Source organism: Eubacterium sp. SB2, from assembly GCF_001244405.1.
Classification (GTDB): Bacteria; Bacillota; Clostridia; order Lachnospirales; family Lachnospiraceae; genus Faecalicatena; species Faecalicatena contortus_B.
On the sequence record NZ_LN865153.1, the window covers coordinates 2,269,323 to 2,284,766 of the forward strand.

The window sequence follows — 15,444 nt, forward strand, 5'->3', positions numbered from 1 at the left end:
TTTGTATTAACCGACAGCTTTCTTTTTTAGATAATTTCAGGGGAGACAGTGACGCATGCGAGTCATTGTCTCCCCTGTTTAGGCCTGTCATTTCCCGACAGCTCCTTGCCATTCTTAATCCTTACGTTTTTTCAATTTTAATTTTTGAAAACTTGGCTAAATCCCTTCTCTTGTTGTTCTATGTTCAGCAAGATTTCCATTTGCGTACCACCCGAGTTCCTGTGTAGCCCCCTCGTCCAGAAGCAGCATTGTATGGAAGGATTCTCTTGTATTCACGATATTTCCGGCGGAGTCGTATTCATGGGTTAATATCTTATATGTATATTCCTGATATGTCTCCTTCGCATAATAGGAAACGTAGGTGTTCTGCAGTGTATTATTGGAAAGCCGGCCCGAATATCTCATATCTATTGTTTCCCGGGTCATGTCATAATTTATCTGCAGATTGCTTTTCAGCGCATCTCTGATCTGTACAAATGGAATCTCAACGCTGGCGCTTACGGAACAGGTCCGAAGCGTTTCTTCTCCCATATATTGTCTGTAAGCGGTCTGTTCTCCCTGCTCCCGTATGAATATCGGATCCGTTTTTCGTCTGTACACGGTTATTCGGTTTCCATATTGCGGCTCTTTTACTTCATAGCTTCTCATCAGGCCTGCTGTGTCTCCCAGCGGATTATTATTCCCGTTCACTATAACCTGGCATACCGCGCGCTGTCCGCTTCCGTCAGCTGCCGTTGCTGTTATGACTGCGGTTCCTGCCGCCTTAGCAGTGACTTTGCCGCTGCTGTTTACAGAGGCAATACCAGAGTTACTGCTGCTCCATTTTACTTGTTTATTTGACGCGGACTGCGGGAGTACAAATGCGCTCAATTGATATTCTTTATCCAGTTTGGATCGCGAGTCTGCTCTGAGAGTCATGCTGGTACAGTCCAGATACATGCGGTTTACAGGCACTTTTTTCTCTACCGCTGTAGGGCCGATAATCTTCACTTCCACAAGCGGCGGTACATAGTTCTTGTTATACACCCACTTATAGTCATCCGCAGTTGCCTCCAATGGTATCCTCAAAGTTTCTTTTTTAGCAGAGCCTGCTGCCAACTCTTCTTTTGTAAATGAGGAAGTATAAATAGTCTGTGACTGAAATTCATACAGTTCATACCGATCGCGTATATAAAGGGCCGCATATGCTGCATTTTTAGAAACCATGCCGAAATTGGTCTCTGTTTTTATTGATTCTCTTGCGTTTGTCAACTGAAGTGCTGTTTTTAACGAGCCAAAAGATATATTCATGCTGCACTTTGCTGTATGTGTTATGCTTTCTTTTTTCTCCAGCCCCCACTCCTTCTGATCGACCTGGCTGCCACTGCCTGTATACTGCTTTTTCCATTCGGATACATAAACTCCCCGATACACTTTACTGTTTTTAACCACTTTTTTCGAAGTTGCAATATATGACTTTCCTTTCGCTGTTACTTTTAATTTAGCTGACGCACCTTTATCCTTCGTCATCACGGTTATTGTGGCCGTTCCTGGAGAATGGAAAGCAACGACGCCTGAAGATGTTACTGTTGCTATCTTTTTATTGCTGCTTGACCATAGAAATGCTTTCTCTTTATTAGTTGCTGTGGCTTTCAGTGTATACTTATTCCCTGTCTTGAATGAAGACACCGCACATTTTACACTCACCTTTGTACTGGCCCACTGCGCATACAGTTTAATTGTTTTTCCATTGGCTGTGCTCATTTCTTTTGCTGAATTTTTATTACTATACTTAGTTCCTTTCCCATCCGCTTTCGTATTCCATCCTGTAAAATAGTATCCCTTACGTACGAAAGCATTCGAACTTAAAGTTTTGGATGTACTATACGTAAAAGTCTCTGATTTCATTGAGCCGCCGGTTGCCTTATTTCCATCGTAGACTACTTTATAACTGATTGGTTTCCATATTGCATATAATGTCACTGTCCTTCCTTTGACAGAAGTCAAATTCTTGACACTGTCTTTGTTGGTATACTTATCTCCCTTTCCATCTGACTTCGTATTCCATGAGTGAAACAAATATCCGGTTCGCTTAAAAGTATTTGACGGTAAGTTTACTGACTTATCAAATGTATGGCTGGTAGATTTCATTGTACCGGTCACTTTTGCTTTCGTGTTCTTATTGTAGACTACCTTATATGTATTGGCTGTATATTTTGCATATAATTTCTTATTTCCTGTAGAACCTTTTTTAATACTGGAGATTTTTCCACTGTATTTTTTAGTTTTAGTATCGTATTTTGTATACCAGCCGTCAAACGTATAGCCCTTTTTGGCTGCACTTTTCAGAGTCCCGGAACCACTCGCTGCTTTATAGGTGCCCGGATTTGCACTGTTGTTTTTTCCACCGTCTAAAACGTATGTTATTTTGTATGTACGAGGCGCCCACATCGCATATAGCGTAACGGTCTTACCATTCGTGGATGTCAGATTCTTTACACTCTTTTTGTCTGTATAAGATGTTCCTTTGCCGTCCGCCTTTGTATTCCATCCCTTGAACAGGTAATATGTACGGGTAAACCGATTTGCCGGAAGCGCCTCCGACTTCCCGTATGTACGGCTTACTGTACTCATTTTACCGGACCCTTTGTTACTGTTAAAAGCTATCTTATACTTATTGGGCTTCCATAATGCATATAAGGTTATGTTTTTGTCTTCCTTATAAGAAGCACCCGGTGAATATGATACGGTTTTGGATGTTTTCGTTTTTCCCCATCCAAGAAACGTGTATCCCGTCCTGGCCGGCTTTGATGTGCTGAGTTTTAAATTTTTCCCCGGAACTTTCTTTTGTGCTTTTGGGGCATCCTTCCCACTGTTTGCATCGTAGCTTACCGTAAAGCTTTGTTCCGGCGATCCATATACTATTTTCAACTCATTCCAGGAAGCCTTATCGTAACCAGATGCACCTGCCGGTACATAAATTACCAGATCTTCGGAACACGCATCGAAGGTACTCGAATGAATTTCCGGAGCATTTCCCTTCATGATCACCTCTTTCAAACTCTCACATGCATAAAATGCATACGGATCTATAATGGTTACTGTTGAAGGAATCGTGATGGTAGTAAGGCTGTTTTTCGCCTGTATAGACTGCCATCCAATCGTAGTAACGGTGTCCGGTACAGCATAAGACTCGCGGGTATTACTATCCAGGTAACACAGGAGCTTTGTCTTGTCTTTATTAAATAAAACACGATCTTCAACTATATAGTTCTGGTTTTCAGGATCCACAGTCAGGTCTGTCAACGCAGTACATCCCGAAAATGTTGTAAAGTCAATGTTTGATGCCCATATTGGTATCCGAAACTCTGTAAGTCCAGTACAATTTGCAAACGCCGCTTGATAGAAAAAGCCCACGCTGTCAGGAATCCGGATATTTTTTAAACCGGTACATCCTGCAAATGCCCGGACACCTATGTATGAAAGGCTTTCGGGCAGATTGACCTGACTCAGACCGGTACAGTCCTCAAAAGCACTCCACTCAATTCCTTTTACACCGTCTGGTATTGTATATGATGTTTCATTTCTGCCTTTGGGGTACCATAACAATGATTCCATATTCTTGGAAAATAATACGCCGTCTATGGATGCATAACGCGTATTTTCAGGATCAACATCCATGCTCGTTACGCTGATACACCCATTAAATGCATTATCCGTACTAATATTGGTCAGGTTCTGCGGCACTTTAAAAGTTGTTAAGCTGCTGCAATTGGAAAAGGCGTAATCTTGTATGCTCACCATGCTTTCCGGAATTACCACATTTGTCAGATTGATACAACCAGCAAATGCATTGGCGCAGATTGATGTAACCCCTTCTTGAAAGACAATGGATCTAATCTGTTCTTTATAGGGTTCCAGTATATTGGCTGCCATCCATTCCATGCCGCCTTCCCCTTCTAAAAGCAGAAGTCCGTCTTCATAAAGCGTCCATTGTATTCCAAACTGTCCGGAATCTAAGATCCCTGCTGTACGTGTAACTCCATCTTCACCTGATCTCAGTTCCGGTTCTTGGCTGCCCGCTTCTAAGGAAGAATAACTCTGTGCAGGTTCCTGGGAAGTATCCTCCTCAGCCCCTGGCTCAACTGCCTCCTTATCCATACTGGTATCTTTACTTGATACTTCCGTGTCTTCTTTGTTTTCATCGGCTGCATCTTCGCCTGATACATTCTCATCAGCCGTGTTCTCGCCCGTCATATATTCATCTGCTGATTCACCACTTATTGACTTCTCATCTTCAGAATATCCGGCTGACTGCTGCACATCCTCCGCACGTACGCTGGCAACATCTATTGCCAGCATACATATGATCAAAAATACGCTTATAAACCCTGTTAGTTTCTTTCTCATCCTTTAATACTCCATACTGAATTTGTAGTTGATGCAATTCTCCACTCGTGTATTTTCGGCCGCTTTTCCCACAATTTCTCCTAAGCAGACCGTTCCTTGTGCTTCTGCATCCTTGTTTTCTACAACTATAGATACATAGCTTAAACAGTTTATGATGTCAGCCTGTTCTGCATAACCCGCTATGCCCCCGGCATATTGGATGTCTGTGCTCTCTGCACATGTCATATGAATCTGGCCTTTCAGAACAACATTTCTTATACTCCCTTTCAAGTTGCCAAAAAGTCCATTATACTTATGGGACACATCCTTGATTACCATTCCTGAAATCGTATGATTATTTCCCTCAAGGCTGCCTGTAAAAGGATTTATCTCATCGCCAACAGGAATCCATTCGGTTTCGTTCAGATCAATATCCGCTGTCAACTCATAGTCTGCATCCGGATTCATACGCATCTCTGCCAATTCTTCTACTGTACTGACCTGAATCACTTCTCTTCCGTCCGCCGCATCCGACACGTCTCGTCCTGGTTCAACTATATCAGATTTATCCGTATCTGCTTTATCCGGGTCTGGTTCAACTGCATCTTCGGCCTCATCCAATCCCGCTCCTGCTGTCTCATCCTTATCTGTTTGTGTTCCCCCAAGTATATCATTCTCACTGGCTTCCTGTTTGAATTCATCAGATATATTACTCTGGCTTTCAGACCGCTCTTCTGATTCGGCTGCATCTGGAACATTTACCTTTTGTGCTGTTACAATTACTTTTATAGGAACCTGTATGTCGGATCCATCCGTAGTACTGCAGATAATTTCACATTCTCCCGGTGCTGCTGCGGTTATCAAGCCGTCCTTACTGACTAATACTACATCAGCTTCAGCTACAGAGTATGTGATGATAACATCTTTTATGTCAGCCGGTGTAACCAACGGTATGAGCTGATATGTGTCTCCCGGTTCCATTTCCAGAACGCTTTTTTCAAATTGCAGCCCTGTAATCAAAGGCTTCCACTGTGCATATAACGTTACCTTTCTGCCGGAAACAGATGTCAGGTTCTTCACTTTTGCAAGATTGTTGTAGGTTTTTCCGGTTCCATCGGCTTTTGTATTCCATCCAGCAAATTTATAATTCTTACGTGCATACGTATTGGAACGCAATGCGTACTCGGTACCATATCTGCAGGACACCGTATCCTGCATACTCTTACCCGTTCCTCCATTTGCATCGTAATGAATTGAATATATGTTAGGTGACCATTTTGCATATAGATTCTTTGTGCCCACACTGCTTTTTGCAATGGATGTAATCTTTGTCTTATAGCTGCTGTCCGTATACCAGCCCTTGAATGTATATCCGGTTCTCGTTGGATTCTTCAAATTAATTGTACTGGTTGACACTTTATAACCTACAGGATTACTGCTATTGTTCTTTCCTCCGTTTAAATTATAATTAATCTTATAGGTAATAGGCTTCCACATCGCATATAGTGTCTTAATTGCACCATTTGTACTTGTCAGATTTTTTACGCTTGCCTTATCTTTATACAATACAGTGCCTTTTGCCGACGTTGCCCACCCTGCAAAGGAATAACCTCTTCTTTTAAATGTATTGGACTTCAGTGTATAGGAAGTATTATACTTACAAGATTTTGTATCTGTCATACTGCCGCTTGTGGCCCCGTTTTTATTATAACGGATGGTATATTGATTAACCGACCACTTTGCATAAAATGTCTTGTTTCCGATACTTCCTTTTGTAATTTTCGTTACCTTAGTTTTGTATGTACTGCTCGTATACCACCCTTTGAAGGTATATCCTTTGCGGGCAGGATTTTTTAATGTAATTGTAGAACTGGTGATATAATAAGCGGACGGATTCTTTGAATTGTTTGTTCCACCACCGGTAACATATTTCACCGTATATTTTGTTTTTTTCCACTGTGCATAAAGCGTGTGATCTGCACCCTTTTTCACAATTGTAGTAGAGGCTACTTTGCTGCCGCCGCTCTTTGCTGAATACCAGCCCAGGAATTCATATCCTTTTCTTGAGGCAGTTGGCAAAGAATTGTATTTATTCCCTTTATATACTTTTTTCGCAGTCGTTGACACGCTGCCTCCGTTTGGATTAAATCTCACCAGATATTTCGGTGCATTCACCGTCACTTTCAATGAATCCTTTACAGAAGGCATCGTCTTGTTCGTTATCGTAATATTTGCTGTTCCTCCTGTAAGCGCCTTCACCAGACCTGAGGTGGAAACCGTTGCAGTCAGCGTATTACTGCTCTTCCAGTTAAATGAATCAGCATCTAATTTAGTTCCCCCTGCATATGCTGTCATTCTTTTTTGTGCACTTAGCTTCAGCGTTGGCGTATCTAACTGCAGCTTTGGAACAACGTATTCTTCGGTTGCATAGATCGTAAATTTTTTATTGGAATCGCTTTTTTTCACTGCATTCTTTACATCTCCCCATCCGAAACACTGCACCCAGTAATAGGTTCCGTTCTGAGAGAAACAACCGATCCCCACACAATTATAATTCTCTGATAGTATATTGCCTCTGTGCCCGTCTGAATTCATCCAGGAGTTCATCACGGATGCCGGTGATGTCTGATATGCCGCTATGTTTTCCCCAAACATCTTATCGGAAGCCTCAAAACATGCTCCGCCATATGGCCTGTTATGATCAAAATATAATGATATTTCTGCTGCCCTCTGCATGGCGGCATCCAGAAGTTCCTGATCCATAGACAAGGTTTTCAATCCTGCTGCTTTTCGGTATTTGTTTACAGAGCTCAGCACCTGATACGCATAGGTATAGTTGGCCTGGCCCGTGACTTTCAAAGTTTGGGCCTCCTGATAAACGTCGCCTGCAACATTGACCAACCCGATCTTCTTTTTTATCTGCTCCCACGCCGGACAATTATAAAACGCCTGCCTGTATATCGCCTTTACAGAGCTTGGTATATTTACATTTGTAAGTTTGATATCATTCATAAAAGCCTGATATGCAATTTCTTCCAAACCCGATGGCAGTTTTATACTCACAAGAGATGTGCATTCACCGAAGGCTCCGTTTAGGATTATTTTTAGGCCGCTGTTCAGTGTTACATTCTTCAAACTGCTGCAATAAGCAAAATCCAGCTGACCAATCTCTTCTATCTTACCAGATAGATATACCGTTTCTAAGGAAGTACACATATAGGCCAATTGATACGGCAATGCCTTAAGTTTTGTGTTTTTTATCGTTAATTTTTTCAGACTGGGGCATTCGCTTACGATGCCATTTCCGATTTTAGTTACAGTAGAAGGCAGCGAAAACTCCGTTAGTCCGGATTTTGAAAACGCCCAGTCTCCTATCGTTTTTATATTTGAACCAAATACCACTTTCTGCAAATTATACGTTCCTAAAAAAGCAGCTTCTTTTATCGTGGTTACGCTGCTGGGCATAGCATAAGAAGACGCTGTCTTTCCTGTGGGATAATCCACAATTGTTTTTTTATCATTGGAATATAATACTCCGCTTGTCACTGCAAAATAAGGGTTTTTATTTTCCGCATATCCTGTAAACGATGTGCAGCCGTAAAAGATTGTTTGGCCGATAGTTTTCAATGTTGACGGTATCGTAATACTTTGAATTCCCGTATTTTGAAAAGCGTAGTCCCCTATGCTCTGCAGGCCTTCGTTCAAGTTTATCTTCTGCAGATTGTAACAGTATACAAAAGCACCCGCTTCAATCTTTCTAAGGCTTTTTGGCAATGTTATTACATCTAGATTACCGCATCCATAAAATGCGGCTTCGCCTATTACTTTCACTCCTTCTGGTATAACAACAGACTGAATATCTGTGTTTACAAATGCCTGTGCCCCTATTTGGGTGACTGTCATCCCTTTCAGCTTATTTGGAACCTTAACCGCAGTATCTGTTCCAGTATACTGAGTTATTGAAACAGTCCCATCGGACAGCTTCTTATAAGTGAAGCTGGAGGCAGCAGTCGCTGACGATGCAGCCGCCCGCGGCAATGGTTTCTCAACCTTATCTTCTGTCGCTTCGATTCCCGGTTCCTCTCCGGCTTTTTTTGTCCGAGTTATCTCCGGGTATCCTGAAGGAAGCTCTGTTTCATCCGAATCTTCTATCATGAAATCCTCAAACGTTTCTTCCGTTCCTTCCTGAGGTTCAATATAGATATCTCCGAGTTCTCCTGCTTCTTCCATTCTCACTGCCACTTCGCCAATTTCATCCGCATTACTATCCTGCGCAGAAACCTGCATTACGCTGCTTCCCACAAAAAGCGCCGAAAGCACACTAAAAATTAATATCTTCCGTTTCATAATAGTTCCTCCCTCATTTTCCTATAAGTAGTATAACACTCTGCAATCATCTTAGACAACCCATTACTATGCCCGGTGTTACAATGCCCAGCTCCATCGCTTTATGGGCTCAGATGCCGCGCAGCAAAGTGTACGGCATCTGAGCCCATAGTAACGAGAATCCTTCTTCGTCTAATTAATATATCGCCCAAGCACTACATTGGAATAAGCTTCCGCATAATCATTTCCCTCTGCCTTTATATCTTCCGTGGTTGATATACCTTCCACAACAGCCACCGTTGCATGGCCGGCGATCCCGCCAGCCTCGGCACTGCTGCTGTAAGCAGTCGCTGCTTCGGGGAAGGCTGATGCAGAGACTGAATGATTGTTCATAGCATTTTTCACAGATGCGCAGCCTACCTCTCCTGAAATCCCCCCTGCATAAGCAGATGTCCAGTAATCAGTAAAACTTGTGGCTGCATGCGCGGAGATCCCCCCATTATTTGTACACTCTGAAATCAAAGCACTATTAATACAATCTCCAGTAATCCCTCCTGCATAAGTACTGGTTCTCGTGCCTTCCAAAGCTCCGGCGTATACCTCGCCGTAATTGGTACATTCCTCAATTACTGTAGAATCAGCTGCACAGCCTGCGATACCGCCTGCATAACAGTAGGTTCCCTGTGAAGTATTTCTATTTTCAGCGTTGATGGTCACGTAGTTTATGCAGTTCTTAATATGTGCATTCTGTGCGTAACCGGCTATCCCCCCGGCATAACGGAATCTGTCGTTGTTGCTGTCGGTCAGATTGATCTGGCCTTCAACCGTCATATTCTGTACCGTTCCCTTCAGATATCCAAACAGACCACTATATACCCTGGAGGAATCTGTGATGGTTAAGCCTGTAACCGTATGATTATTTCCCTCCAGGCTGCCAGTAAATGGAGCCTCTTTACTGCCCACCGGACTCCATTCGTATCCGCTTAGATCTATGTCTGCCGTCAGCTCGTAATCCGCATTGACGTCATTCCCCACTGCTGCAAGCTCCTCTGCGGTAGCGATCGGTATCCTGCTGCTCTCCACTATAATTCTGCCGGAATCAGATACCCCATTATTTGCGGTTGCCGTCACATCCGCTTCACCGGCGCCAACAGCTTTCACATAGCCATTGGCATCTACCTCAATAACTGAGGTATCGGAACTGGACCATGTTACTGTCGGATCTGTGGCGTCAACAGGTGTAATCCTTGCACCCAGCGGAAATTCATCTCCCACCTTAACTGTCATCGTGTTGATGCTGACCTCAACCTGAGTTACTTCTACGATTAAGGTCTCCCATTGTGCATACAAGGTTACTTTACCTGAAGATGTTGTAAGATTTTTGACTTTTCCCCCATCCTCATAGGCTTCTCCGCTGCCATCGCTCTGCGTGTTCCATCCGACAAATTTATAACCACTTCGGGTATAAGAATTCATATTCAGGCTGTACAGTGTATCATATTTGCAGGACGTTGTATCCTGCATTGCTGCTCCGTTTCCGCCATTTGCATCGTAGTGGATCGTATAGGAATTGGCTGTCCATTTAGCATATAGATTTTTTGTTCCGGTACTTCCCTTAGAAATTTGGGTGATTTCCGTCTTAAAACTGCTGCTAGTATACCAACCACTAAACGTGTACCCTGTACGGTTTGGATTTTTCAGAGTAATTGTACTCGTTACAACCTTATAGTCAGACGGATTATCGCTGCTGTTTACGCCTCCATTCAGATAATAATTAATCTTATATACATTCGGTGTCCATTTCGCGTACAGGGTCTTCACCGCCCCATTTGTACTTGTCAGATTCTTTACGTCCGCTTTGTCTTTGTATGTGACAGCCCCGGAGGCTGAGGTGCTCCATCCGGCAAATGTATAACCAGTCTTCTTAAAAGTATTCGCTCTCAGCGTGTAAGCAGTACCGTATCTGCATGACTTCGTGTCTGCCATACTGCCGCTGGCAGCTCCATTCTTGTTGTATCTGATTGTGTAAATATTCGAGGCCCATTTCGCATACAAAGTCCTGCTGCCTGTACTACCTTTTGGTATCTTTGTCACTTTTGTTTTATAGTTACTGCTCGTGTACCAGCCCTGGAATCTGTAGCCGGTGCGGGTCGGGTTCTGCAGTGTAATGGTGGAAGTGGATATGTAGTAGCCGGATGGATTCTTTGTGTGATTCTTCCCTCCGTTCAAGACATATTTCACTGTATATTTCACAGGCTTCCACTGTGCATACAAAGTATGACTGCTGCTTTTTGTAACCTTTGTAGAAGATGTTATTTTACTACCTCCGCTCTTTGCAGTGTACCATCCTGCAAAAGTATACCCTTTTTTTGTTGGAGTTGACAACGTCCCATAGGCAAAGCCTTTATAAACCATCTTAGATGCAGCAGATATCTTCCCACCATTGGCATTATAGATGAGCTTCTGGCCTTTTACCCATTGTGCATAAAGTGTCACTGTTTTACCTGACGAGGCAGTTAAATTCTTCACGCTTGCCTTATCAGAATAATGCACACCGCTTCCATCTGATTTTGTATTCCAGCCTTTAAACTTATAGCCGGAACGTTTGAAAGCATTATCCGGAAGCGCTGCCGGTTTATTATAAGTACGAGATACTGTACTTATGCTGCCGCTTCCTCCGTTTTTATGAAAGGCCACCTTGTAGGTATTGGCTTTCCACACGGCATAGAGTGTTAGCTCTTTATTTATCTTGTAAATTTCGCCTGGCTGATAGGAAACTGCAACTGCCGTCTTGCTTGCCGACCATCCTTTGAAGGTGTAGCCGGTCCGGACTGGCTTGATCTTACTGAGCGTGATAGCTTTGTCCTTGATCTTTGACTGCATTGTAGGAGCACCTTTACCACCATTAGCATTATAAGTAATTTTATAACTAAGAGGTGCGATAATCTCGGTTTTTGTTTTATAACATATACTGCATTTGTATGTCCTTATCCCGGTCTCAGTATATGTTGGCTCCGTTGTTACTACCCCGCTATCCCATTTATGTCCTTTTGCAGGAATCTGCTCGCTTTTCGTCATCCCACAAACACATACCAGTCTATTTTCTCCCTTTTCTGTACATGTTGGTTCTTTTATGTTTATCACTTCAAGGTAATGTTTGTGTGAAATATGCTCATAGCTAAATTTATTTTCTTCAGCGTAGTTTTCTGCCGCTGAATCCGCACAGCATAGTATTTTAAAGTTTTTAATTTTAGAAGTATAATTATAGATCTCTCCATCATATCCGCCCCCGCTTTCTGTAAAGTATCCGAGAGCTTCTGAGCCGATCGTTCTAACCGTATCGGGAATTTCTATACTTTTTAAGTTAATGCAGTCATAAAAGGTGTTAGACGCAATACTTTGTAAACCATTTTCAATATTTACAAGTTTTAAGTTCTTGCAATTTATAAATGCATTAGAGCCTATATCTTTTATGTTGTCTGGAATCGTGATTTCGCCTAAACTTAAACAATCCTTGAATGCATCCCTCGGTATATAGCTAAGACTATTTGGAATGTTAATCTTAGATAGTGCCGAACACCCCTCAAAAATATTACTTCCAATACTCTTAATACTATTTGGCATTTCAATCTGCACGAGATTTTTACAGCTATGAAAAGCGTATTCACTGATGTTTTGAACATTTGCACCTAATTTAATACTAGTAACTTTATTTTTTTCCGGACAACAATATAAGGTCTGCATATCTTTACTGTAAAGTATGCCATTAATCGTTTTATAATACTTATTCTTTTCTGCAACTGTAATCATCTTTAGACTATTACATCCATAAAAAGTATATACCAGACTTGTGCTGCTATTTGTTCCCAGAGCGGTAACGGATGCTGGTATATACACCTGCTCTAATGAAGAACAACCATTAAAGGCATAATTCCCCAATGTTTGTAGTTTATTTGGTAATTCAATTTGTTTTAATGATTTGCAATTTGCAAATGCTCCCCAGCCAATTGATACGACGGTATCTGGAATTGACACAGACTTTAAATCACTGCATCCTGTAAATGCACTATATCCTATTTCAGTAACTCCTTTTTCTATCACTGCGTTCGTAAGTGAGGTACATCCTGAAAATGTTCCTTCACCAAATTCAGTTAAAGATGCCGGGATATCTATTTTCTTCAGGCTCGTGCATCCTTTGAACGCCCCATGTCCATTATCACTATAAGAGTATTTTCCTAGTCGTTTTAAATTTTTCGGTAATTCTATCTCTTCCAAAGCTATACAGTCTAAAAAAGCAACATCGCCAATTTGGGTTACGCTATCAGGTATTTTTATACTTTTTAGACAGGAACAGCCAGTAAAGGTACCCTCTTCAATCGCGGTAACACTGTCTGCAATTTCTACTTCCTCAATATATTCGCACCACCAAAGGCTTGATACACTTGTTATTCCAGTAGCGATATTGACTTTCTTAATCTTGTTTTTCACATCATCCCAAGGTATTCTATTGTAAAAAAATTGGCCATTTATATAATTGCCTCCCCATATTTCCCCATTACCATAAATATTCATAAGTCCATTTTCATCCAGCTTCCAGTACGCATAACTACCACATTTACCTGATGCAATTATTCTAGGCAATCCAATGCCACAACCTCCGCTGCCATTTCCATTCACTACATTAATTTTTACACTGTCAGTATATCCCCCATCATGCGTCCTAACAGTCACTCTGGCTGTTCCTGCTTTTTTAAGCTCCACGAGTCCATTATCCTTTACAGTAAGAATGGTAGGATCTGAGCTTTTAAAAGTCACCTGTTTATCTGTAGCATTTTCTGGGTAGACCTTATATTTAATAAATGTAAAATAATCATCCGTCCCCCAATTCAATTCTTCCTCTGCAATAGCTACACCTGTAACAGGAACAGCACCCTCACTATTCCTGTTATTAATCAGAACATTATATATATCCGGATAATCTTCCCCAATATAATTGATATACGCATACTGCATACACCCCCACTCCTCGTTGAAAGTGTCTTGTATGCTATTAACCGATTTTTGCCATACATTATAGATCTTCTTATCTTGAAGCTGTCCTGCCAGTGACTTTTCATAGACAATTTTCCCATATGTCTTAGCATACTCACAACTTTCATTTAATAGATTAAAATAAAGTTCAGCTGCTGCCGTACAGGATTTTGCATTCTCTGTCGTTCTGTTGTTTGAATATGTATAGAGAATATCCAAATATGCGGAATACAATGCTTCCTCCGTCTTGCATAGTGCATCCATTTTATAATACTGTTCGGCTATTTCATCAGTACTTAGACACAGATTACATAATGCCGATGCACCTTTCTGCGCCAAGTATACCGGCATAAAGGGACTCCCCATAGCTGCCTCACTCCATATAGAGCCAACAATATTCTTATATAATACTTTTGACACAACTGTACCAGAATCTTTGTATCCATTGACAATCGTCTTTATTATATCGTCTTTACATTCAAGGATTTTTGTTATCGCCTGCTTAAGATCCTGGTCATTTGCATACGTTTTCATATACGACAAAACCTGAAAATATTCGTTACTCATTTGATAGATACAAGCATATGATGAAATAATATTAACCAACTCCTGCATCGTATTGACCGTATCAACATAATATGAAAATATCTGCATGCCACCGGATACGCCATCAGCCAAGTGATACTTATCTTTCATTATTTTCTGAAACAAAGTGTTTAGTTCATTTCTGTCAATATCTGAAACCTTAATTCCTGTCAACTGATTTGCCGTAATATTATAATCATCTTTCAGGCCTGTCAGAATCCACCCTGAGGCCTGAAGCGCCGTATCCGTATATTTTGACTGAAAGGCCTCCAACATCTGATCACTCGTAGTTGAAATGTTTAACATCGACAATAAAACAGCGGAATAAAAATCCGCTTTCTTCATAATATAGTCGGCGCTTCCCGATATATCGAAATTCAGAGACTCCCACATTTGTAGATTCTTTTTAAATGTAGCAGAATCATTCAAGTCTCTCATAAGTACAGCACTTGGATGTCCAATGTTATGATAACTGTCTACTTTTCCTTCATAAGGGGGAACTCCGTTATTTATAGGATTATCTCCATCTGTTATGTATAGGTTCGCAATATAACGGCTGAAGTCAAAATCAGCCAATTTTTCAGCATCTGAATAACTTAATGATGCAGATATGGGCTCTGATTCTGCTGCAAAAACTTTCGTATCCATTAAGAGTATGGTGAATAATACTGTCAATAGTAATGTGATTATATAAGAAACTATTCTTTTATGTCTTTTATATTCCCTCATAAGCTGCCCTCCTGCATAACACCATTCCTTACTATATTGCTATAATTTTACAGTAAACATTTTTATATTAGAATTATCTTTACTTATATTATTCTTTTATTTTGGGTAATTCAATAGCCAGTATACCTTTGGCATTTTATACGTAATTATCCGTAATAGGCACACCTCAAGGTGATATAGATGTGAGTATTCCGGGGGGTTTGATTCTTCCGCATATTTCTGTTTAACCGTAAGTAGGGTAAGCGCGTAAATATTGGATAAATAGAAAGCCACCGATTTTTCACTCATAATGAGATCAGATAGTTATTTACTACACTTCCCTAATAGGAAGTAATTTACTATGCTTGGAGGTCTCATTATGAGTAGAAAACGGGCTCCGGGGCGCTCCCTAGAGGAATGGATAGC

The 15,444-nt window shown here is 41.3% G+C and carries 3 protein-coding genes; all 3 read right to left on the reverse strand.

Annotated features, from left to right (window positions below):
* Window positions 1–156: 156 nt before the first annotated feature.
* Window positions 157–4,389: a leucine-rich repeat protein gene (locus tag BN1938_RS22510; protein ID WP_050642620.1), complete on the reverse strand. Its 4,233-nt coding sequence runs from the start codon at window positions 4,387–4,389 to the stop codon at window positions 157–159.
* Between the two features lie 3 nt (window positions 4,390–4,392).
* Window positions 4,393–8,715, reverse strand: a complete 4,323-nt coding sequence (locus BN1938_RS22515; RefSeq protein ID WP_050642621.1) for a leucine-rich repeat protein — start codon at window positions 8,713–8,715, stop codon at window positions 4,393–4,395.
* Window positions 8,716–8,886: 171 nt separating this feature from the next.
* Window positions 8,887–15,039, reverse strand: a complete 6,153-nt coding sequence (locus tag BN1938_RS22520) for a leucine-rich repeat protein (RefSeq protein WP_050642622.1) — start codon at window positions 15,037–15,039, stop codon at window positions 8,887–8,889.
* Between the last annotated feature and the right edge of the window lie 405 nt (window positions 15,040–15,444).